This window comes from Amycolatopsis sp. NPDC041971 (assembly GCF_055588925.1).
In genome coordinates this window covers 276,653-297,801 of the sequence record NZ_JBVJCE010000003.1, presented here as the reverse complement: position 1 = coordinate 297,801, position 21,149 = coordinate 276,653, and the positions used below count along the sequence as shown (strand labels likewise).

The following is a 21,149-nucleotide window of genomic DNA, read 5'->3' as shown; positions in this document are numbered from 1 at the left end:
GCCATGAAGTACATGATCATGATGATGGGGTCGCAGAAGGACCTGAACAGCATCAGCGGCAGTTGGAGCGCCGACGACATCACGGCCCTGCACGATTTCATGTCCAAATGGAACAACGACCTGGTCGAATCCGGCGAGTTCGTCGACGCGCAGGGCCTCTCCCAGCCGGCGCACGCCCGCCGGATCTCCCTGCGTGACGGCGCGCCCGTGGTGACCGACGGACCGTATGCCGAGACGCAGGAGGTCCTGGTCGGTTACACGACCGTCGACTGCGCGAGCTACGACCGCGCGACCGAGATCGCGGCCAAGCTGGCGGCCACCCCGTATCCGGAAGGCACCGACCTCGGCCGCGACTGGTACGTCGACATCCGACCGTGCGCCGACAGCTTCGAAGAACTGGAACTCTAGTGCCGGACAGTGGCATCGAGGGCCTGCTGCGCACACTGTCGCCGCAGGTCCTCGGCGCCGTCGTCCGCCGCTACGGGCACTTCGACCTGGCGGAGGACGCGACCCAGGAAGCGCTGCTCGCGGCCTCGACGCAATGGCCCGCCGAAGGGCGGCCCGCCGATCCGCGCGCCTGGCTCATCACCGTCGCGTCACGGCGGCTGACCGACCTGCTCCGTGCCGAACAGGCGCGGCGCCGTCGCGAGGACACCGTCGTCCAGCGGTCGTTGCCGGAGGAGCACCTCGCCCCCGCGGCGGACGGGCGGGCCGCCGACGCGGACGACACGCTCGTCCTGCTCTTCCTGTGCTGCCACCCGTCGCTCTCGCCCGCGTCGCAGATCGCGCTCACCCTGCGGGCGGTCGGCGGCCTCACCACGGCGGAGATCGCCCGCGCGTTCCTGGTCCCCGAAGCGACGATGACCCGGCGGATCACCCGCGCGAAGGCCGGCATCAAGTCCAGCGGTCTCCCGTTCGGCATGCCACCGGCGGCGGACCGCGCCGCGCGGCTCGACGCGGTGCTCCACGTGCTGTACCTGATCTTCAACGAGGGTTACGCCAGCACGTCCGGCCCCGATCTGGTGCGGAGCGATCTTTCCGCCGAAGCCATCCGGCTGACCAGGATCGTCCACCGGCTGTTGCCGGACGACAGCGAGGTCACCGGCCTGCTCGCGCTGATGCTGCTCACCGACGCGCGCCGCCCGGCGAGGACGGGGCCGGACGGCTCGCCGATCCCGATGTCCGAACAGGACCGGAGCAGGTGGAACACCGCGTACGTCGCCGAAGGCATCGCGCTGTTGTCCGAGGCATTGCCGCACGGGCCGACCGGGCAGTTCCAGATCCAGGCGGCGATCGCCGCACTGCACGACGAGGCGCCGAGCGCCGAAGAGACGGACTGGCCGCAGATCGAGGCCCTCTATGAACTTCTGCTGCGTCTCTCCGACAATCCCGTGGTGGCGCTGAACCACGCCGTCGCCGTCGGGATGGCGCGAGGTCCGCGAGAAGGGCTGGCGGCGCTGGAAAAGCTCGGCGACCGGATCTCCGGTGACCACCGCTTCCACGCCGCCCGCGCGCATTTGCTCGAGATGGCGGGGGAAGCCGCCGAAGCCATCGAGTCCTATGTGGACGCCGCGCGGCGGGCGATGAGCCTGCCGCAACAGCGCTATCTGCACTCTCGCGCCGCACGCCTGCGCTGACTCGACCAGCGCCCCCAATGCCACAGTGGAGATCTCAGTGTCTCCACTGTGGCATGGGGGCATCAGCCACGCAGCTAGCAGCTCAGCAGAAGCCCGGTGACCGCCGTGCAGGTCGACGTCGACGCGTTGTCGGCCACGTTCGGGTCGGCGACGGAGCTCTGCGTGATCTTCGCGGTCGTCTTGACCGGCCCGAGGGACAGCAATCCGGCGGCCACCGAGAACTTGGCCGTGACGCCGGTTCCGGAAGCGAGCGGCGGGAAGTCGCAGTCGACGGTCTTCGTGCCGCTCGGGTTCGAGCAGGTGGACGAGCCGGTGAAGCGCAGCCCGGTGCCGAGGGTCGACACCACCCGGATCCCGGACGCCGTGGCCGGGCCCGCGTTCGTGACCTTGACCGTGTAGTCGATCGATGACGTCAGGACCCCGCGCGGGGACGCGGTCAGCGTGACACCGAGATCGGCGGCGCTCGGCGTGCCGGTGATGGTCAGCACCGGACCGTCGAGGATCTCGAAACTGTAGTTGTCACCGACGAATTGGTGTTGCAGGGTGACGTTGCCCAGCGGGGCGTCGTCCTTCACCCGGAAGGTGAACACCACGGTCTTGCTCTGGCCGGGGGTCACGGTGCCGACCCCGCCGCGGATGCTGCCACCGAGCATGTCGCAGGCGAACGCGCCGGGACAGGACACGAGGTCGACGATGCCCGGCAGCGAGGATTCCTTGCCGTAGAGCGTCGCCTTGCCGCCTTCGATGGTCGACGTGGCGTCGGCGTTGTAGACGGTCTGCGTCACGGTGAACGTCTGTCCACGTTGGACAGTGGTCGGCGAGACCTCCACCGCGCTGGTCGGCGGGGCCGCGTTCGCGGAAGCGGGCGCCACGAGCATGATCGTGGCCACCGCGGCCACCAGAGACAGAAGTGAGGCTCTTCGAAGCTTCATCGTTTCTCACTGTTCCGGTCGGGGGCGTCGCGCCGATCGGTGCGGACAACGATCAGTCGCCAAGAAACGGGCATTCGTTACCGGTGCCTCCGGCCGGGTGGCCCGCCGTTCTCACCCGCTCGGAGCAACCCCTGCCACGTGTTCCCTGGTCACGGCGACGTCGTGTCGTCACCGCGGAGCGCTTCCTCCAACCCGTTCGCGATCCGCTCGAATTCCTCGTGCGACGCGGCACTTTCGATCTCCCCCTTGCCCTGCAGCTGCTCGTCCAGAACGCCCGGGGGTCGGTTTCGTTGCGGTAACCGAGGGGTGCGCTTCTAGCATCGCGTTCGCCGCCGGTGATCGGAAACCGGCACGGGAAAGGAGCACGATGAGCAGGATCGTCATCTTCGGGGCGGGCGGACGCGGGGGACGCCGAGCCGTCGCCGAGGCCGTGAGCCGCGGGCACCAGGTCACCGCCGCCGTCCGGGATCCCCGGCGCCACGCGGATCTCGCCGGGGACAACGTCACCTTGATCGCCGCCGACGTCACGGTCGCGGACGACGTCGCGAAGGCCGCCGCCGGGCACGACGCCGCGATCAGTTCCATCTACCGCGCGGATCTCCCGTCACGGGAGTACTACCCGGCCGCCGCGCACGCGTTGATCGACGGCCTCGGGCGGGCCGGTGTGGCGAGGCTGGTCGTCGTCGGCGTCGGATCGGCGTTGGAGATCACGCCGGGCGTCGCGGTCCACGACCAGCCGGGCTGGCCGCCGGAGCACCGCGAGTTCTCACTCGGGCACACGGCGGAGCTGGAGGTCTTCCGTGCGTCCGGCGGCGGGCTCGACTGGGTGATCATCGCGCCGCCGCCCGCGATGATCGACGAACACGCCGACCGCACGGGCGAATACCGCAGCGGGGACCACCGGGTCCTGCCGCGCGCGGAGGACGCGGCGCCGTTCTCCTACGCGGATCTCGCGGTCGCGCTGGTCGACGAGATCGAGCGGCCGAAGCATTCGCGGGCGATGGTGGCCGTCGACCACTGACCGCCTCGCGGGCGGCGGTTCGGGTTCCCGATGTCGCATTGGAGAAGGCTCAGTGTCCCCAATGCGACATCGGGGACAGACGGGCCGCGGCGAGCGGAAACCTCACCGCTCCGGCGTCTCGCCACCGTTCTGCTCGGCGAGGAACCGCTCGAACTGGGAGCCCAGCTCCTCGGCGGTCGGCATGTGCTCGACCGACTCCGCGAGCAGGCTCTCCTTGCCGGACGCCTCCATGAACGTGTCGTACTGCTGTTCCAGCGCGCGCACGACGTCGGCGACCTTCTCCGATCCGGCGACCTGGCGGGCGATCTCGGCCTCCGCCTCGTGCGAGGCTTCCCGCAGGTCCCCGTCCGGCAGGTTCAGCCCGGTCGCCGAGGCGACGGCACCGAGCAGGTTCAGCGCGGCGCTCGGGTACGTCGAGTCCGCCAGGTAGTGCGGCACGTGCGCGGCGAAGCCGGACGCGTCGTGCCCCCACTCGCCGAACCGGAACTCCAGCAGCCCGGCGACACTGCCCGGCACCTGCATCCGGTTGGGCAGCGGACGGTGCTCGCCGACCAGTTCGTTCCTGGTCGCGTGCGCGGTCACGCCGAGCGGGCGGGTGTGCGGCGCGCCCATCGGGATGCCGTGGAAACCGGTGGTGAGCCGGACGTCCCAGCGTTCGACCAAACCGCGCACGGCGGCGCAGAACCGCTCCCAGTCGTGGTCCGGTTCCGGCCCGGTGAGCAGCAGGAACGGCACGCCGTCGGCGTCGTGCAGCAGATTGACGACCAGTTCGGGGGCGTCGTAGGCCTCCCAGTGGTCGATGGAGTAGGTCATCGCCGGGCGGCGCGAGCGGTAGTCGATGAGGCGGTCGACGTCGAAGCGCGCGATCACGCGGTGTTCGAGGGAGTTCAGCAAGTGCTCGGCGACGATCTTGCCCGCCGAACCGGCGTCCATGAAGCCGTCGAAGTAGTGCAGGAGCACGGCCCCGCCGAGGTCAGGGACGTCCGAGTCCACCTCGTACAGGTCTTCCGGGTCCAGCGCCACCAGATCCTCCAGGTTTCGTGGGTACGACCGTCTACAGGTGGCAACGCCCTGATAGGGGGTATCCATTCCGCCGACGGTGGTCTGGATCCTATCGGTCCGTGACAGCCGTCGTGGGCGGTCCGCACGGACGTGGTGCAGGGTGGAGGGGTGACAGAAGAGACGCTCAGCCTGCGCCCGCCCGCCAATCGGGTGAGCCGTCGCGCCATCGGCTACTGGGCGGTGTGGGCCGCGGTCGGCTGGGCGGTGCTCATCGGCGTCCAGACGGTGTTCGTCCTCACGAGTGACGATGCCCCCACGTGGCTCACGGTGACGCTCACGATCTCGTGCGTGCTCGCACCGCTGCATCTGCTGGTCATGCCGCGGTGGCGCTACCGGATCCACCGCTGGGAGGTCACCGGCGAAGCCGTGTACACCCAGGAAGGCTGGCTCAAACAGGACTGGCGGATCGCGCCGATCTCGCGGATCCAGACCGTCGACATCGAACGGGACCCGGTCGAGCAGCTGTTCCGGTTGGCGAAGATCACCGTGACGACGGCGTCGGCCGCGGGCCCGGTCAAGATCGCCGGTCTCGACCACACCGAAGCGCTCGCGCTGGCCGCGGAACTCACGAAGACCACGCAGGCCACTCCGGGTGACGCGACATGAGCACCGAGGCACCACCGGACGCCGCCGTCGGCCAGTGGCGCCGGCTCGATCGCCGGATGCTGCTGATCCGGCCGGTGCTCGACGTCGTCAAATCGCTCCCGGTGCTGATCGGGACGGTGCTCCTCGGCCGCGGCAACGGCTGGGAGTGGTTCGGGCTGGGGGTCACCGCGCTGACCGTGCTCGTCGGTATCTCGCACGTGCTCACCTCGCGGTACCGCATCGCCGACGGCCAGGTGGAATGGACCACGGGCCTGTTGCTGCGCAAGCATCGCGCGATCCCGCTGGACCGGGTGCGCACGGTCGACGTCACCTCGGAACCGAAGCACCGCCTGTTCTCCCTCAGCGCCGTGCGCATCGGCACCGGACGGCATTCGGCTGGCCAGGGCGCGAACGGCGACCAACTGGTGCTCGACGCGGTCAGCCAGACCGAAGCACACCGGCTGCGCACGGTTCTCCTGCACCGCAAGGAAGTCCTCGCGGAAGCCGAGGCCTCACCGCCCCCGGAGCAGGTCGTGGCGGAGGTCGACCGGAAGTGGGTGCGGTACGCGCCGTTCACCCTGTCCGGGCTCGCCGTGGTGGGCGCGGTGTTCGCCGCGGTCTGGCATTTCGCGCACCAGCTGAACATCGCCCCGGAGAACGTCGGACCGCTCCGGGATCTCATGGACGGCCTGGCGGACACGGCGTTGTGGCTGATCGTGGTCGTCGCGGCGATCGCCCTGCTCGTGGTGGTCTCGCTGCTTTCCGTCGGCGGCTACGTGCTCTCGTTCTGGAACTTCAAGCTGACCCGGGAGTCGGAAGGCACCCTGCACGTCCGGCGCGGGCTGATCACCACGCGTTCGGTGTCCATCGAGGAAGAACGGCTTCGCGGCGTCGAGGTGAAGGAGCCGCTACCGCTGCGGATCGCGGGCGGGGCGCGGCTCACCGCGATCGCGGGCGGATTGCGCGAGGGCAAGGGCGGGGACAAGGGCGGCGGGCTCCTGCTGCCGCCCGCGCCCGTCGGGCGGGTCCACGAAGTCGCGGCCGAGGTGCTGCGGGAGAACTTCGACCCGGCCACCGTGTCGCTGAACCGGCATCCGCGACGGGCACTGACCAGGCGGCTCACCCGTGCGATGGGTGCCGTGCTGCTCCTGGCGGCGGTTCTGTTCGGCCTGGCTTGGATCGATTTCCTGCCGTCGTGGATGTGGCAGGTCGCGCTCGGCCTGGTGCCGCTCGCCGCGCTCGTGGGCTGGGACCGCTACCGCAATCTCGGCCACGCGATCGTCGGGCGGTATCTGGTCAGCCGTTCCGGTTCACTGGCGCGGGCGACGGTGGCGATCCGGCGTGAAGGGCTCACCGGAATCGTCGTCAGCCGCTCGTTCTTCCAGCACCGCGCCGGGTTGATCACCGTGACGGCCCCGATCGCGGCGGGCAGCGGCGGCTATCAAGTGGTCGACGTCGGCGAATCGGCCGGGCTGGCGATGGCGGAGCAGGCCGCGCCCGGTCTGCTCACGCCCTTCCTTCGCCGGGAGGCTCAGCGGTAGCCGGTGACAGCTGCCGTCGAGGTCGGTGAATCCGTATTCCTTCGCCGATTCGCCGCTGGAAACCGATTTCCCGTTCCAGCGGCCGACTTCCGCCCAACCAGTGCCGTGACGGCTCTGCGGCGAACGCTGGGCTTTCAGAAATGGCGAAACCGCCAAGCGGTGCCAATCGCAGCGCGTCCTGTTCGGCGTCGATCCGTTGCACCAGTTCACGGATTCGGCTTTCCTCCAAATGGTCCACGTAAGCCCGCCAATGGCTTTTCCATGGTCCGAACCCGGCAAGAAGTCCGCTTGTTCGCGGACCAAAGACCCTGGTCCGCAATTCACTCAATGTGCTACTTTCTTGACTCTTTGCGATTGCCCCGGCGAGAGGTCGAGATGACGCCTGCCGCACGATCCCTGGACACCACCGCCCCACCGAAACGCACCCCCGGCGCCAGCAGCTCCCGCAAGGTCCTGCAGCTGCTGCTCTCCTTTTCCGAACGCCGCTGGGACGCCAGCGTCGCCGAACTCGCCGCGAGGATCGGCACCCCGGTCGCCACGACGTATCGCTATGTCGCACTGCTGAAGGAACTCCAGCTTCTGGAGGAGGGAAGGACGGGGCGCTATCACGTGACGAGCCAGGTGATGCCGCTCGCGCGGGCCGCGCAGCTGGCCAACGATCTCGCCCGGCTGGCCCGTCCGGCGATGGAGGAGGCCGCACGCGACCTCGGGGAGACAGTGCTGCTGTTCCAGCATTTCGGCGATTCCGCCGTCTGCGCGGACCGGGTCGAATGCGAACGCGCGATGCGTTTCACCTTCCAGCCGGGTCATTCCGTCCCGCTCGGCACCGGCGCGTCGGGCAAGATGCTGCTCGCCATGCTGCCGGAGGGCGAACGCGAAAGGCGGCTTTCGTCGATCGTCCACCGCCGCGGCCCGAGCGTGCGGGAAGAGGTCAAACGCGCCGGGATGAACCGGTACTCGGTCAGCTGGGGCGAACTGGACGACGGCGTCTGGTCTTGTTCGGTGCCGATCCCGAGCAACGGGCACCGGCCCGCGGTGCTGACCCTGGCCGCCCCGGCGACCCGGATCGGCGACGACGACAAGCGGGCCGCCATCGTCGCGCTCCAGTCGTACGCGCGCAGGATCCACCGGGCCGTTTCGTCGTTCTCCCTCTGATTCCCGCGGCCGCGTCGTCCATCCAGTCACGTGTGTCGTCCGTCGGATCACGCGCGTCCGCTCCCCGCGGTGGGGTAGAACTCGATCGTGATCCGACTCGCCGAACCCGAAGACCTGCCCGTGCTCCAGGACATCGAACGCGCCGCGGGCGAACCGTTCCGCGCCCTCGGCATGGCCGCGATCGCCGACGACGACCCGCCGTCGATCGCGGACCTCACGGCCTTCCAGCGCGAGGGCCGGGCCTGGGTGTGGGACACCGGCGACGGCCCGGTGGCGTACCTGCTCGCCGAGGTCGTCGATGGCCACGGTCACATCGAGCAGGTGTCGGTCCATCCGGAGCACGCGCGGCGAGGCGTCGGGCGGCGGTTGATCGAGCACGCCGAGGAGTGGGCCTCGCGCGAAGGCCTCGCGGGGCTGACGCTGACGACGTACGCCGAGGTGCCGTGGAACGCGCCGTACTACGCCCGGCTCGGCTTCGCGACCCTCGCCGAGGAGAGCCTCAGCGAGGGTCTGCGTGCCGTCCGTGCCCACGAAATCGCCCGCGGGCTGGACGCGTGGCCACGGGTGACCATGCGGCGATGACCCGCACGGGGGATCGGATTGGCGACGGTGGTCGAACATGTGTTCTACTGTCCGCGCCGGCCCCGGAGGGGGAAGCTCCGCGGGCCGGCACCGGACTTCAGGGAGGCACGGATGGCGGTCAAGATCACCCATCTCACCAACGGCCAGCAGGTGCGCTTCGCCAACGCGGACGGCGCCCGGCGGTACGCCGAGATCATCGGCGGCGGGGTCGACAAATGGCGGTTCACCGTGGTCAGCGGGCATGAGTTCCCGGAGATGTCGGGGCGTGTGGTCAATGTGCCGGTATGGCGGATGACCTCCAGGTGACACCGAGACCGTCCGCGTGGATCATCATCGCGGACTTCGAGGGCGAAGAACTCCGCCTCCGCTGAGGCGGGCCCACGTTGGCCCGTCGCACGGGGGTGTCATGAAGGAACCTGGTCCCGTCGGCTGCGCCCTTCATGACCGAACGCGAGGCCCTCGTTCACGTCGCGAGACGTGAACGACGGTCGTGGGGGGGGGGGGAGGGGTTGTCCCGGATCGCCGCTCACGACACGTCGATGCCGGGCCGCTCGACGGCCGCCGCGCCACCTCGCACGGGATGCGCACCGCCCGGGCGAGCAGGCCCAGTTCATCGATCTGTCCGTCCCCGCCACCGACGACCAGGGTTCCGGCAAAGTCGCATAGCCGCTGGTCAGTGGCGCTTTTGGTGCTTCGAACTGGACTTCCGACGAGAGCGGATGACAGGGTACCTTGAGCGTCAAGTGTCCACAAAGGACACCGTTCGGCCGCTGGATGTCCATTTGATGTGTTTATGTACTTTTTTCGACTGAGGTCGTGAGTGAAATTTAGGGCTAGAACCCTCTTTCTCACTCACGACCTGGTCGAAAAACGCCCAAATCGGGCACCGTAGCCCTGGAGGCGTCCTATGCGGACAGTCGAGAAAGATGTCAGGCGACTGTGACGAGCCCGCCTCTGTCACCGCAACATCCACTCGACCAGCGGCTATGCGACTTTGCCGGGGCCCTGCCACCGACGACCAAGGGCCGGCACCGGTACTGGACTGGGCGAGAGCGCACCTCGACCGGCCGCTGACGATCCACCACTTTCGCAACCAGGTCGGTGTCTCGCCGGGTGCTTACCGGAACGCGTTCCCGCGGCAGCCACAGGTGACCGCCGCCGCGGATGAGCCCCTCACGCTCGCAGATGTCGCGAAAGCCACATTCGCGACCTTCAGCGTTGCGAAAGTGGCTTTCGCGACACGTCGGAACGGCCACCCGCCACGGCTCACGAGTCCCGTCGGTCGTAAGCGGCCAGCAGCTGCTTCTCCGCGTCCCGCAGGTACTTCTCCAGCGCCGTCTCCGCGGAGCCGAACCGTCCTCGTTCCAGCTCCCGCAGGATCCGCTCGTGCCGCCCCAGGAACGGCTCGAAGAACGCGCGTGTGTTCTCCGCCAGCACGAAGAAGAGCCGCGTCTCCGCCAGCATCTGACGCATCGTCGTGCTGACCCGCTCGCTGCCCGCCAGGTCGCCCACCGCTTGGTGGAACGCGATGCTCGCGGTCCCGGCGGCCTGCCAGTCGCCTTCGCCCGCCGCGGCCCGCCCCTCCCGCACCGCGGTTTCGACGGCCGAAAGATTCACAGTGGACAGTTCGGCCGCCCGTCGCAGCGCACCGCATTCGGTGACCCGGCGCATCACGTAGAGATCCGAGATGTCCTGTGCGGTCAGTTCCCGCACGAAGACGCCGCGGTTGAGTTCGTGGACCGCGAGCCGCTCGTGCGCCAGGAGCTGGAAGGACTCGCGCAGGGTGTTGCGTGAAACGCCCAACGCGGCGCTGATCGACGGTTCGGAAAGCCTCGACCCGGGCGGGAAGACGCCTTCGGTGATGCGCTGACGCAGGATCTCGGCGACCCGTTGCGCTGTCCCGCTCCGTTCGAGCAAGGGTCTGTCGCGGGCAAGTGACTCCTCGGCGGCAGGAGTGGACATGGCGCTACCTGACGCCGAGTTCGAAGTCGAGGCGGTACCGGTCGCCCGGCATGGCACCGGCGGCCTTGGCGCCGTCGACCGGCAGCGCGACCCCGTTGACGAACCGCGATTCGTCACTGGCCAGGAAGACGACCGCCTTCGCGACCTCCCACGCCTCGCCGACCCGCGCCGCCGGCGTGCTCGCGGTCAACCGGTGTTGCTCGGCTTCGAACTCCTCCGGCGACGCGAGGGTGCCGCGCAGCATGTCCGTGTCGATCGCGCCCGGGTTGACCGTGTTCGCCCGGATTCCCTGGTGCGCGTGCGCGACGGCGATCGACTTCATCATGCCGACCAGCGCGTGTTTGGTGGCGTTGTACACCGGGTCGCCGGGGCGGCCCATCACCCCGCCGTTGGACGACGTCGTGATGATGCTGCCCGCCTTGTTCGCGATCATCCGCGGCAGCACCGCCCGCGTGCCGAGGAAGGCGGCCCGTACGTTCAGCGCGAAGATGTTGTCGAATTCCGCCAAGGTGGTGTCCGCCAAGGGCTTTCCGAGGTGGATGCCGACGTTGTTGAACAGCACGTCGACCCGGGCCGTCTCGGCGAGCACGCCGCGCACGAACTCGTCGACCTGCCCCTCTTCTGTGGCGTCCACAATGGAGTGCCGGACGGGTTCGGCGAGTTCGCGGATGTCGCTGGAGAACACGGTCGCACCCTCGGTGACGAACTCCTTCACGGTGGCGAGGCCGATGCCCCTTGCGCCCCCGAAGACGACCGCGACCTTGCCCGCCAGCCGACCCATGCTCATCTTTTCCCTCTCGCCGAAACCGCTGTGTAATCCTCCGGAAGCCGCACCAGCGCCTCGGGATCTCCGTGATAGGTGACCTCGACGCCGTACAGTTCACGCGCGGCTTCCACCGACACGTATCCGTCGACGACGTCGGCGAGCACGGCCTCCGGCTCCCGTTCGAACGGGTCGCCGTAACCGCCGCCACCGGGCAGGATCACGTTTACGACGTCGTCCGGGCGCAGGGTCACCCGGCTCTTCGACGGCAAAGGGCCGCGGGTCAGCTCGAACCGGCCCACCGCACCGTCGTGCCCGGAGTCCACACCGGACGCCGGTCGCCGCACTCGATCGACGTTCCCGTTGACACTCCAGGAAAGCTCACCGCGAGCGGCCATCGACGTGCCTTGGCCGAGGCCGCCGCGCCATCGCCCGGCGCCTCCGGAGTCCGTGCGCAGCACGCGTTCGCGCTGGATCAGCGGCGCCATCGTCTCGATGACCTCCGTCGGCGTGGACCGCAGGCCGCTCGGGAACCCGGTGGTGTTGAGACCGTCCTTGGTGGCCCGTGCGCCGATCCCGCCGGTCTGGAAGACGTTGAGCATGAACTCGCGGCCCTCGGCGTCGGTACCGCGCCAGATCGTCATCCACAACGCGTCCGCGCTGTGCGCCAAGGCGTTGCCGGGCAACACTTCGTCCAGTGCGGTGATCAGCAGCGACGGCAGGAAGTGCCCGATCAGATGCCGGGACGCGACCGGGGCGGGCGGCGTGCAGTTCAGTACTGAGCCCTCCGGCGCGGTGACGTGCACCGGCCGGAACGAGCCCGCGTTGTGCGGTACTTCCGGCGAAATGGCCGCCTTGACCGCGAACGAGGCATACGCCCTGGTGTAGTTCAGGACGACATTGATCCCGCGGCGGCTCTGCGGCGAAGATCCGGCGAAATCGAGGTGGATGTCCTCGCCGTCGATGGTCACGGCGACCTTGAGAACGACTTCTTCGTCGTCGAACCCGTCGGTCGCCGATTCGCTGGTGTAGGTGCCGTCCGGCAGCTTCGCCAGCGCGTCCCGCAGTGCCCGCTCCGAGCGATTCATGATCTCGGCGGCGACGTCGTCCAACGAATCGAGATCGAACTCCTCCAGCAGCCGCACCAGGCTCGCGGCACCGACCTCGTTCCCGGTGACCTGCGCGTACAAGTCGCCGATGGTCTCTTCCGGCGTACGGACGTTCGCGCGGATCAGCAGTTCGAGATCCGCGTTGACCTCGCCCGCGCGGAGGAACTTCATGATCGGCAGGCGCAAACCCTCTTCGAAGACTTCGTCGGCCTCGGCCGAGACCAGTCGTCCGCCGATGTCCGGCGCGTGGCAACAGGAAGCGAACCACGCGACGAGCCGCCCCCGCAGGAACACCGGCGTGGCGACGGTGATGTCGTTGAGCTGTCCGGCCGTCTGCCACGGGTCGTTGGTGAGCAGGACGTCGCCCGGCTTCAAGGTCTCCGGCGGGTACGCGGCGACGAAGTGGTGCATCCCGGTCGCCATCGCGTTGATGTGGCCGGGGGTTCCACCGACGGACTGGCCGATCATCTCGCCCCGCGAGTCGAACACCGCGCAGGCGAGATCCAGCGATTCCCGCACCACGGAGGAGAACGCCGTGCTGACGAGCGCGTTCTGTTGTTCGGCCAGGATCGAGTGCAGCCGGTTTCCCAGCACCCCCACCAGGATCGGGTCGACGCTCATACCGTCACCACCAGGCCGGCGTCCGCGCCGACCACACAGTGAGCACCCGGCGGGACGACCACAGTGGACTCTCGTTCCTCCACAATGGCCGGCCCCTCGACCCGGTCGCCTGGTTTGAGCCGGTACCGGTCGAACACCGCCGTGTCGACAAAGCCACCCGCGGCGGGAAAGTACGCCGGACGACTCCCCTTGCGCGCGTCGCCTTCGGCCTCGGCACCAGCGAGTTTCAGCGTGACCTCGGGCGCCGGGCCGCGGGAAACGACACGCCAGTTGAGTACCTCGATCGCGACGTCCGGCCCGGTCCGCCGGTACAACGTCCGATAGGTCTCGGTGAACGCGTCGACCAGCGACTCCGGCCAGTTTCCCCGTTCGACCGGCACGCGGATCTCGTAACCCTGCCCGGAGTACCGCATCTCGGCGATCCGCCGGTGCGTCACCTCCGCACCGTCCACACCGGACTTCTCCAGCAGTGCCGTGCCTTCGGCCTCCATCTCGGCGAACAGCGAGTCGACCTGTTCCCAGGACAGCTCGAGTACCGCCGCGCGCGCCGAACGCACGAAGTCGAAGGCCAGTGGCGCGGTGAGGAATCCCGCCGCGCTCAACACCCCGGCCGCGCTCGGCGCGACCATCTCGGGCGCGCCGAGCGCCCGCGCCACACCGACGCCGTGCACCGGTCCGGCGCCGCCGAAGGTGAACATCGGCAGCTTCGCCGGATCCTTGCCACGCTCGACGGCGTGGACATGGGCGGCGTTGGCCATGTCCTCGTTGACGCTGGCGTGAATGCCCCAAGCTGCCTCTTCGACGCTGACGCCGAGCGGTCCGGCGATCTTCGAGCGGATCGCCTCACGCGCGCCTTCGGCGGCCAAAGTCATTCCGCCGCCGAGGAAATACCCCGGATCCAGATAGCCGAGTACGAGGTCCGCGTCGGTCACGGTCGGCTCGGTACCGCCTCGTCCGTAACAGACCGGGCCGGGTTCGGAGCCCGCCGAGTCGGGCCCGACGGTGAGCAGGCCGAGCGCGTCGATGCGGGCGATCGAGCCGCCGCCGACGCCGATCTCGATCATGTCGATGACCGGCACCTTGACCGGCAGCCCGGATCCCGGCAGCAGCCGGTACTTCCGGTCGACTTCGAATTCGTGCGTCACCAGCGGCGCGCCTTCGGAGATCATGCACAGTTTCGCCGTCGTGCCGCCCATGTCGAAGGCCAGCAGATCCCCGATCCCCGCCGCGGATCCGATCGCGGACGCGGCCAGCGCCCCACCCGCCGGTCCGGATTCGAGGATGCGGATCGGGTGGCGCGCGGCCGTGTCGACGGTCGCGATCCCGCCGTTGGACAGCATGATGTGCGGCGACGACCGCACCCCGGCCTCGCGCAGACGCCGTTCCAGATCACGGAGATAGCGTTCGGTGAGGTCCTGGACGTACACATTCGCGACCGTGGTCGACGTGCGTTCGAACTCGCGGATTTCGGGGACGACCTCACTGGACAGCGCGACGCGCAACCGGGGCGCGACGTCCTTGAGCACCTCGGCGGCCCGCCGTTCGTGCGCGGGATTCGTGAAGGCGTGCAGGAAACAGATCGCCACCGCGTCGATCCCGCGGGCGTCGAGTTCGCGGCCGAGCCGTGCGACGTACTCCTCATCCAGTCCTGTGTGGACTTTCCCGTCGGCGAGGATCCGCTCGGGGACGTCGAACCGCAGGTGACGTGGGACCAGCGGGGCGGGGAGCTCGATGAGCAGGTCGTACAGTTCGTACCGATGCTCGCGCCGCATCTCCAGCACGTCACGGAAACCGGCCGTCGCCAGCAGCGCGGTGCGCGCCCCCTTGCGTTCGATCAGCGCGTTCGTGACCAGCGTGGTCCCGTGCACGAACTGCTCGACGTCGCCCGCGTGCAGCCCGGCGTCGGCGAGTGTCCTCTTGAGACCTTCTTCGACCGCGCGAGCGGGCTCGTCATGCGTCGTCAGCACCTTGCCGACGGCGACGACACCTGTCTCGTCGAGTACGCAGAGATCGGTGAACGTGCCGCCGATGTCCACACCGACGCGGAGCCTGGTCACGGGGATTCCTTGCGGTACCAGCGCGGCGAGGTGTTGAGCGGCGGCGCCATCTTCGCGCGCACGACCAGCACGTTCGGCTCGTCGGACTCGATGAACTCGCCGAGGAGCCGCCGGAACGCGCGCCCGAACCCGGACACCCGGTCCGCGTGCACGCCGAAGGACCTCGCCAGGCCGACGAAATCGGGACTGTCCCAGTCGACACCCCGGCGCGGCAGCCCGGCCCGGTCCTGGTCGTAACGAAGCATCCCGTAGCCGCCGTCGTCGACGATGATCACCGTGACCGGCAACTGCTCCTGCGCCATCGTGGCGAGGTCACCGCAGGCGAACAGGAAACCGCCGTCACCACTGACACAGATCGCGCGGCCGGTGCCCGCCGCGCCGGCGCCGAGCGCGGCCGGGAAGCCGTAGCCGAGCGTGCCCCAGCCCATCGGGTACGCGAGTTTGCGGGGGGCACGGACACGGTGGAAGCCGCCGATCCAGTACCCGGCCACGCACATGTCCGCGACCACGACGGCGTCGGGCGGCAGCACCTCGTCCAAAGTGGACAGCAGATCCGCGGCCTGTGGTTCCTCTTCCTTGATCCGCTGCCGGACCCGGGCGGAGACCTTGGCGAGCCTGCCGACGAGCGCCGCGATACCGGGCCGTTCCTCGACCTTGAGCGCCTCGGTGAGCACCCGGGCGTCCCCGACCAGCGTGATGTCCGGCTGGTAGTTCTTGGCGGCGTCGTCCGGGTCGACGTTGATCGCGATGAGTTTCCTCGGCTGCGGCATCGACCAGTTCTGCGTCATCAGCCCGTCGAAGTCGGTGCCGATGGCGAGGACGACGTCGGCCTCGTCCCACAGCGCCCCGACTTCGGGCGCGTGCACCGGGTTCGGGGCGAGACAGGGATGATCGACCGACAGGAGCCCGCGAGCGCCGAACGTGGTGAGTACCGGGGCGGCCAGTCGTTCGGCGAGTTTCCCGATCGCCTCACCCGCCTCGGCGCGCAGCGCGCCACCTCCCGCCCAGATCAGCGGCCGGTCCGCGGTGGCGAGGAGCGCCTCGGCCTCGGTGAGATCCGGGATCTCGGCGGGCCGGGCGTGCGACCGCGGCGGCCGACGCGCCGGGGTCCGCTGCGACAGGAAATCGGCCGGGATGCCGAGGTAGACCGGCCCGCTCTGCGGCTGGAGCGCCAGCCGGGCCGCGCGGTGGAGCGTGGCGGCGACCTGGTCCGCGCTCGGGACGGTGAACCCGGCCTTGGTGACCGGCGCGAACATCGCCTGCTGATCCGACGTCTCGTGCAGCACACCGCGGACCACGCCGGGTCGCCGCAGCGTGGACGGGATGTCGGTGGCGATGACCAGCACCGGCGCGGCCGACGCCATGGCCTCGCCGACGGCGGCGAGCGTGTTCGCCGCGCCGGGCCCCGTGGTCACCAACGCGACGCCGAGCTTGCCGGTCGCGCGGGCGTAACCGTCCGCCGCGTACCCGGCCGTCTGCTCGTGCCGGACCCCGACGAGCCGGATGTCCGTAGCGGCCAGCGCCTCCCATAACGGCAGGTTGTGCACCCCAGGGAGACCGAAGACCACTTCGGTCCCCAGAGCGGTCAGCGCGTCGGCGAGATGCTGGGCTCCGGTGGGTGCAGGCACCCCGCCGATAGTGCCAGATCGTTGAACGATCCAGCAACCGTCGCACCGTGGTCCGACTGTCTGTGAAGGACGGTGGCTTCAGTACAACCCGGCCGCGTAGGCGGGACCGTAGTAAGCCTCGAGGTCGGCCAAGCTCTCCTCCGGCCGTTCGAAGGTCTTGGCGATCGCCGCGCGGGACGGCAGCGCGCCGGGCGCCCAGCTTTCCGGCGACCAGAGCTTCGACCGCATGAACGCCTTCTGGCAGTGGTGGAAGATCTCGTCGATGTCGACCACCAGCGCCAGCTTCGGCCGGCTGCCCTTGACGATCATGTCGTCGAAGAACGGCGCCTCCCGCACGAGCCGCGCGCGGCCGTTGATCCGCAGTGTGTCGCCGCGGCCCGGGATCAGGTAGATCAGCCCGACGTGCGGGTTCGACAGCACGTTGCGGAACCCGTCGGCGCGCCGGTTGCCGGGGCGCTCCGGGATGGCGATCCGCGTGTCGTCCAGTACCAGCGTGAACCCGGCCGGGTCGCCCTTCGGTGAGACGTCGCAGGTGCCATCCGCCGCCGAGGTCGCGATCAGCACGAACGGTGACTCCGCGAGCCACTGGCGGTCCATCTCGTGCAGCTTCGGGCGCGCCTTGTTCGCGGTCCGTTCCAGCGGCGGCGGCAGGATCTCACGCAGTTCGGCTTCGGTGGTGACTTCGACGAACTCAGACAATGTTGTGCTCCCTCGTCTCGGCCCGGTCGCCGGCGAACCGGCGGACGTCGAGCCCGGTGATGTCGATGGCCGGGACCCGCCCCAGGTAGAGGTCCCGCACGAGCTCCCCCACCGCCGGGCCCATCTGGAACCCGTGTCCCGAAAAGCCGGTCGCGTAGAAGAACCGCGACAGGAGGACGCTTTCCCCCACGATCTGGTTGCGGTCGGGGGTGACCTCGTACAGCCCGGCCCAGCCGCCGCGGATCCCCGCGTCGAGTACCGCGGGCACCCTGCGCGCGGCGATTTCGGCGAGTTTCGGCAGCCAGTCACCCGGTTGGTAGCGGGTGTCGAAGCCGGGATCGCCGTCACCGTCGCAGAAGGACATCGCCAGGCCGAGGCCCTCGCGGTGGAAGTAGAAGGCGGACGGCATCTCGATGGTCAGCGGCACGGATCCGGGCAGGTCCGCGACCGGGCCGGTGAACACGACCTGCCGCCGGAACGGCCGTACCGGGAGGTCGACGCCGGCGAGTTCGCCGATCCGCCCCGACCACGCGCCCGCCGCGCAGACCACCGCGTTCGTCCGCACGAAGCCTTCGCGGGTCCGGACGCCGGTGATCTCGTCGCCGTCGCGTTCGATCCCGACGACTTCGGTGCCCGTCCTCAGCACCGCTCCGTGCCCGCGGGCCGCCCGCGCGTAACCCTGGACCGCGGAGTCCGGTGTCGCCTTGGCGTCGTCCGGCGACCACAGGGCCGCGATCACGCCGTCGGTGTCGATCAGCGGGGAGAACCGCCGCGCTTCGGCGGGCTCGACGAGGTGGCTGCGGACGCCGTAGGAGTTCTGCAGTTCGGCGCAGCGCTCGAATTCGGGCAGGTCGGCCGGATCGGTGACCAGGTACAGATAGCCGTCGCGGCGAAAGTCGAGCTCGGTCCCGTACGTCTCGGCGAAGGAGGCGTACTCGGCCAGCCCGCGCAGCCCGATCTCGATGTTGACCCGGGTGGTGAACGACGACCGGATCCCGCCCGCGGCCTTCGCCGTCGAGCCCCCGCCCAGGGTCCCGCGTTCGAGCAGCAGCACCGAGACCCCGGCCGCGGCGAGCCGGTACGCGCAGCTCACCCCGACGATGCCGCCGCCGATCACGACGACGTCGGTGCGTTCAGGAAGTGGCTCCATTTCCTGTCCCCGATCCGTTCGTCCTCGGGCGGCGGTCCCGGCGGCGTGCCGTCGCCGAACGGCCGCCCGCCCAGCTGCTCCCGGTGGTGCGGCGCCGTCCAGCCGGACAACTCCGGTCCCAGTGGGACGATCCGCGTCGGGTTCACCTGCTCGTGCACCGCGTGGTAGTGCCGCTTGATGTGGTCGAAATCGACGGTGTCACCGAAACCCGGCGTTTGGAAGAGGTCACGGGCATAGGCCCACAGCACCGGCATTTCGGTCAGTTTGTTCCGGTTGCACTTGAAATGCCCGTGATAGACCGGATCGAAGCGGACGAGCGTGGTGAACAGCCGGATGTCCGCTTCGGTGATCGTGTCACCGACGAGGTAGCGCTGCTTTTCCAGCCGCTCGGAAAGCACGTCCAGCATGGCGAAGAGCCGGGTGTACGCGTCCTCGTACGCGGCCTGCTCGGTCGCGAAACCGGCTTGGTAAACGGCGGCGTTGACGTCCGCGTGGACGCCGACGTTGACGCCGTCGATCTCGTCACGCAGTCGCTCCGGGTAGAGGTCGGGAGCGCCGGGCCGGTGGAGACTGGTCCATTCGGTGGACAGATCCAGCGTGATCCGCGGATAATCGTTGGTCACGAGCCGCTTGCTCGGAATGTCCACAATGGCCGGAACGCTGATCCCGCCCATGTAGTGCGGATCGGCCGCGTGGTAGGCCTCGGCCAGGTACTTGATGCCGAGTACCGGATCCCGGTCATCGGGATCGAGGGTGAACCGCCAGCTCTTCTCGTCCTGGATCGGATCGGCCACGGCAACGCTCAGCGCCGACTCGAGACCGAGCAGCCGCCGGACGACCAGCCCGCGGTTCGCCCAGGGACAGGCCCGGCTGACCACCAGCCGGTATCGTCCCGCTTCCACCGGCCAGCCGTCACGGCCGTCGGCGGTGATGCGCGCGTCGAAATGGTTGGCGGACCGATGGAACTCTCCTGTCGGGTTCTCGGCGGGAAAACGCACCTCGGACCTGCCCGTCTGCGGATCGGTCGGGATCGTCATGTGAGCCACCCTAAAGCGTGAGAAGGTGGTTTCGGTGTGCGTAGACTCTGGCACCCGGCGTGCTCGCACGCCGCCGCGCGGAAGGTGGTCCGACGATGCCGTTCATGCCCGTGACCGACTCGATGTTCCTTCTCGTCGAGACTCGCGAACATCCGATGCACGTCGGCGGGCTGCAACTGTTCAAGAAACCCGAGGACGCCGGGCCCGACTACCTGCGTGACATCCGCCGGAAACTGCTCGATTCCGACAACATGCGCTCGGTGTTCCGCCGCCGTCCCGCCCGGCCGGTCAACACCGCGGGCCACCTCGCCTGGTCGACCGACACCGACCTCGAACTCGACTACCACTTCCGGCATTCGGCGCTGCCCCAGCCCGGCCGGATCCGCGAACTGCTGGAACTGACCGGACGCTGGCACAGCACCCTCCTCGACCGGCACCGCCCCCTGTGGGAGATCCATCTGGTCGAGGGGCTGCAGGACGGCCGGTTCGCGATCTACAGCAAGATCCACCACGCGCTGATGGACGGTGTCTCGGCGCTGCGGCATCTGCAAGGCACGCTGTCGGACGACCCGTTCGACCTCGACTGCCCGCCGCCGTGGGGCTCCCGGCCCAAACCCGGCGGAAGCCGCGACGGCAAGGCGGCGGCCCCCTCGCTGTTCCAGACCATGGGCAAGACGGTCAACCAGCTCGCCGGCATCGCGCCCGCCGCGATGAAGGTGGCGCGTGAAGCGTTCCAGGAGCACACCCTGACGCTGCCGTCGCAGGCGCCGAAGACGATGTTCAACGTCCCGATCGGCGGGGCCCGGCGGTTCGCGGCGCAGTCATGGCCGCTGGACAGGGTACGCGAGATCGCGACGGCGGCCGGTGTGTCGCGCAACGACGTCGTCCTCGCGATGTGCTCGGGAGCGCTACGGGACTACCTGATCGAACAGAACGCGCTTCCCGACGCGCCGCTGACCGCGATGGTCCCGGTTTCCCTGCGGCGTAAGGACAGCGGGAACGCGGCGGGGAACAATATCGGCGCGCTGCTGTGCAACCTGGCCACCCACCTGACCGATCCGGCCGCGCGGCTCGCGATGATCAACGCGTCCATGCGGAACGGGAAGAAGCTGTTCTCGGAGCTGACCCCACTGCAGACGCTGCTGCTGTCGGGGCTCAACGTCGCCCAGCTCGGCGTGTCGCCGATCCCCGGTTTCGTGAACAACACGAAACCGCCGTTCAACCTGGTGATCTCCAATGTGCCGGGGCCGCGCAAGCAGATGTACTGGAACGGCGCGTCGCTCGACGGCATTTACCCGGCGTCGGTACTGCTCGACGGGCAGGCACTGAACATCACGCTGACCAGCAACGGGGACGACCTGAACTTCGGCGTCACCGGCTGCCGCCGCAGCGTCCCGCATCTCCAGCGCATCCTGACCCACCTGGACACCGCGTTGGTCGAACTCGAGCACGCGGTATCCCTGCCCCGCGTTTAGTCCTCCTCCCACCCGCGTTTCGTCCTCTGAATGCGGTGGTTGCGCGTGCAACCACCGCATTCAGAGGGAGGAAAAAACCAAAGGGGCAGCTGCCCTCGTAGAAATCGAGAGGACCCAGGGTGATCGCTTGCCA

Annotated in this window: 19 protein-coding genes; 9 read left to right on the top strand and 10 right to left on the bottom strand. The window is 69.1% G+C overall.

Going from position 1 to position 21,149, the window contains the following annotated elements; genetic code table 11:
* Positions 1-3 precede the first annotated feature (3 nt).
* Complete coding sequence (locus tag ACZ6DT_RS09650) at positions 4-408, top strand: YciI family protein (protein ID WP_465591279.1); 405 nt, start codon at positions 4-6, stop codon at positions 406-408.
* Positions 408-1,637, top strand: coding sequence for an RNA polymerase sigma factor (locus ACZ6DT_RS09645; RefSeq protein WP_465591277.1), 1,230 nt, complete (start codon positions 408-410; stop codon positions 1,635-1,637). The genes ACZ6DT_RS09650 and ACZ6DT_RS09645 overlap by 1 nt, the downstream gene beginning before the upstream one ends.
* A 74-nt stretch (positions 1,638-1,711) precedes the next feature.
* Here the strand turns inward: ACZ6DT_RS09645 and ACZ6DT_RS09640 are convergent, their stop codons facing one another.
* A complete protein-coding gene (locus tag ACZ6DT_RS09640) occupies positions 1,712-2,569 on the bottom strand; it encodes a hypothetical protein (protein WP_465591274.1) in 858 nt (285 codons plus the stop codon).
* Between the two features lie 367 nt (positions 2,570-2,936).
* Between ACZ6DT_RS09640 and ACZ6DT_RS09635 the strand changes: the two genes are divergently transcribed.
* The gene (locus ACZ6DT_RS09635) at positions 2,937-3,590 is read left to right on the top strand and encodes an NAD(P)-dependent oxidoreductase (RefSeq protein ID WP_465591272.1); all 654 of its coding nucleotides are present in this window, start codon (positions 2,937-2,939) and stop codon (positions 3,588-3,590) included.
* A 102-nt stretch (positions 3,591-3,692) separates the two neighbouring features.
* Here the strand turns inward: ACZ6DT_RS09635 and ACZ6DT_RS09630 are convergent, their stop codons facing one another.
* Positions 3,693-4,613, bottom strand: a complete 921-nt coding sequence (locus ACZ6DT_RS09630) for a proteasome assembly chaperone family protein (RefSeq protein WP_465591270.1) — start codon at positions 4,611-4,613, stop codon at positions 3,693-3,695.
* A 147-nt stretch (positions 4,614-4,760) separates the two neighbouring features.
* Here ACZ6DT_RS09630 and ACZ6DT_RS09625 point away from each other — a divergent pair, with 147 nt between their 5' ends.
* The 5 genes from ACZ6DT_RS09625 (at position 4,761) to ACZ6DT_RS09605 (ending at position 8,821) form a co-directional block, all read left to right on the top strand.
* Positions 4,761-5,258 carry a PH domain-containing protein gene (locus ACZ6DT_RS09625; RefSeq protein WP_465591267.1) on the top strand — a complete coding sequence of 166 codons (498 nt, stop codon included), beginning with the start codon at positions 4,761-4,763 and terminating at the stop codon, positions 5,256-5,258.
* Complete coding sequence (locus ACZ6DT_RS09620) at positions 5,255-6,778, top strand: PH domain-containing protein (protein WP_465591265.1); 1,524 nt, start codon at positions 5,255-5,257, stop codon at positions 6,776-6,778. The genes ACZ6DT_RS09625 and ACZ6DT_RS09620 overlap by 4 nt, the downstream gene beginning before the upstream one ends.
* A gap of 375 nt (positions 6,779-7,153) precedes the next feature.
* The gene (locus ACZ6DT_RS09615; protein WP_465591262.1) at positions 7,154-7,933 is read left to right on the top strand and encodes an IclR family transcriptional regulator; all 780 of its coding nucleotides are present in this window, start codon (positions 7,154-7,156) and stop codon (positions 7,931-7,933) included.
* 87 nt (positions 7,934-8,020) lie between these two features.
* A complete protein-coding gene (locus ACZ6DT_RS09610; RefSeq protein WP_465591260.1) occupies positions 8,021-8,515 on the top strand; it encodes a GNAT family N-acetyltransferase in 495 nt (164 codons plus the stop codon).
* A 111-nt stretch (positions 8,516-8,626) separates the two neighbouring features.
* Positions 8,627-8,821, top strand: a complete 195-nt coding sequence (locus ACZ6DT_RS09605) for a hypothetical protein (RefSeq protein ID WP_465591258.1) — start codon at positions 8,627-8,629, stop codon at positions 8,819-8,821.
* Between the two features lie 960 nt (positions 8,822-9,781).
* On the opposite strand, the gene ACZ6DT_RS09600 is transcribed toward ACZ6DT_RS09605, so the two are convergent.
* The 8 genes from ACZ6DT_RS09600 to ACZ6DT_RS09565 all read right to left on the bottom strand — a co-directional run bounded on the left by ACZ6DT_RS09600 (position 9,782) and on the right by ACZ6DT_RS09565 (position 19,541).
* Complete coding sequence (locus ACZ6DT_RS09600) at positions 9,782-10,477, bottom strand: GntR family transcriptional regulator (RefSeq protein ID WP_465591256.1); 696 nt, start codon at positions 10,475-10,477, stop codon at positions 9,782-9,784.
* Positions 10,478-10,481: 4 nt separating this feature from the next.
* Positions 10,482-11,258 carry an SDR family NAD(P)-dependent oxidoreductase gene (locus ACZ6DT_RS09595; protein WP_465591844.1) on the bottom strand — a complete coding sequence of 259 codons (777 nt, stop codon included), beginning with the start codon at positions 11,256-11,258 and terminating at the stop codon, positions 10,482-10,484.
* Between the two features lie 2 nt (positions 11,259-11,260).
* Positions 11,261-12,970 carry a hydantoinase B/oxoprolinase family protein gene (locus ACZ6DT_RS09590; protein ID WP_465591254.1) on the bottom strand — a complete coding sequence of 570 codons (1,710 nt, stop codon included), beginning with the start codon at positions 12,968-12,970 and terminating at the stop codon, positions 11,261-11,263.
* The gene (locus ACZ6DT_RS09585) at positions 12,967-15,027 is read right to left on the bottom strand and encodes a hydantoinase/oxoprolinase family protein (protein ID WP_465591252.1); all 2,061 of its coding nucleotides are present in this window, start codon (positions 15,025-15,027) and stop codon (positions 12,967-12,969) included. The genes ACZ6DT_RS09590 and ACZ6DT_RS09585 overlap by 4 nt, the downstream gene beginning before the upstream one ends.
* Positions 15,024-16,655 (bottom strand): thiamine pyrophosphate-binding protein, encoded by a 1,632-nt coding sequence (locus tag ACZ6DT_RS09580; RefSeq protein WP_465591250.1) that lies wholly within the window; start codon positions 16,653-16,655, stop codon positions 15,024-15,026. Before ACZ6DT_RS09580 ends, ACZ6DT_RS09585 begins: the two co-directional genes overlap by 4 nt.
* 78 nt (positions 16,656-16,733) lie before the next feature.
* Positions 16,734-17,354, bottom strand: coding sequence for a pyridoxamine 5'-phosphate oxidase family protein (locus tag ACZ6DT_RS09575; protein WP_465591248.1), 621 nt, complete (start codon positions 17,352-17,354; stop codon positions 16,734-16,736).
* A complete protein-coding gene (locus ACZ6DT_RS09570) occupies positions 17,347-18,504 on the bottom strand; it encodes an NAD(P)/FAD-dependent oxidoreductase (RefSeq protein ID WP_465591246.1) in 1,158 nt (385 codons plus the stop codon). The genes ACZ6DT_RS09575 and ACZ6DT_RS09570 overlap by 8 nt, the downstream gene beginning before the upstream one ends.
* Positions 18,468-19,541 (bottom strand): glutathione S-transferase family protein, encoded by a 1,074-nt coding sequence (locus ACZ6DT_RS09565; protein ID WP_465591243.1) that lies wholly within the window; start codon positions 19,539-19,541, stop codon positions 18,468-18,470. The genes ACZ6DT_RS09570 and ACZ6DT_RS09565 overlap by 37 nt, the downstream gene beginning before the upstream one ends.
* A 95-nt stretch (positions 19,542-19,636) precedes the next feature.
* Between ACZ6DT_RS09565 and ACZ6DT_RS09560 the strand changes: the two genes are divergently transcribed.
* Positions 19,637-21,016, top strand: a complete 1,380-nt coding sequence (locus tag ACZ6DT_RS09560; RefSeq protein WP_465591241.1) for a WS/DGAT/MGAT family O-acyltransferase — start codon at positions 19,637-19,639, stop codon at positions 21,014-21,016.
* Positions 21,017-21,149: the final 133 nt, after the last annotated feature.

Coding starts and splice junctions, on each gene's coding strand:
- ACZ6DT_RS09640 (WP_465591274.1), bottom strand. CDS start 2,569: ATGAAGCTTCGAAGAGCCTCACTTCTGTCTCTGGTGGCCGCGGTGGCC.
- ACZ6DT_RS09605 (WP_465591258.1), top strand. CDS start 8,627: ATGGCGGTCAAGATCACCCATCTCACCAACGGCCAGCAGGTGCGCTTC.
- ACZ6DT_RS09635 (WP_465591272.1), top strand. CDS start 2,937: ATGAGCAGGATCGTCATCTTCGGGGCGGGCGGACGCGGGGGACGCCGA.
- ACZ6DT_RS09570 (WP_465591246.1), bottom strand. CDS start 18,504: ATGGAGCCACTTCCTGAACGCACCGACGTCGTCGTGATCGGCGGCGGC.
- ACZ6DT_RS09650 (WP_465591279.1), top strand. CDS start 4: ATGAAGTACATGATCATGATGATGGGGTCGCAGAAGGACCTGAACAGC.
- ACZ6DT_RS09565 (WP_465591243.1), bottom strand. CDS start 19,541: ATGACGATCCCGACCGATCCGCAGACGGGCAGGTCCGAGGTGCGTTTT.
- ACZ6DT_RS09615 (WP_465591262.1), top strand. CDS start 7,154: ATGACGCCTGCCGCACGATCCCTGGACACCACCGCCCCACCGAAACGC.
- ACZ6DT_RS09590 (WP_465591254.1), bottom strand. CDS start 12,970: ATGAGCGTCGACCCGATCCTGGTGGGGGTGCTGGGAAACCGGCTGCAC.
- ACZ6DT_RS09600 (WP_465591256.1), bottom strand. CDS start 10,477: ATGTCCACTCCTGCCGCCGAGGAGTCACTTGCCCGCGACAGACCCTTG.
- ACZ6DT_RS09560 (WP_465591241.1), top strand. CDS start 19,637: ATGCCGTTCATGCCCGTGACCGACTCGATGTTCCTTCTCGTCGAGACT.
- ACZ6DT_RS09620 (WP_465591265.1), top strand. CDS start 5,255: ATGAGCACCGAGGCACCACCGGACGCCGCCGTCGGCCAGTGGCGCCGG.
- ACZ6DT_RS09595 (WP_465591844.1), bottom strand. CDS start 11,258: ATGGGTCGGCTGGCGGGCAAGGTCGCGGTCGTCTTCGGGGGCGCAAGG.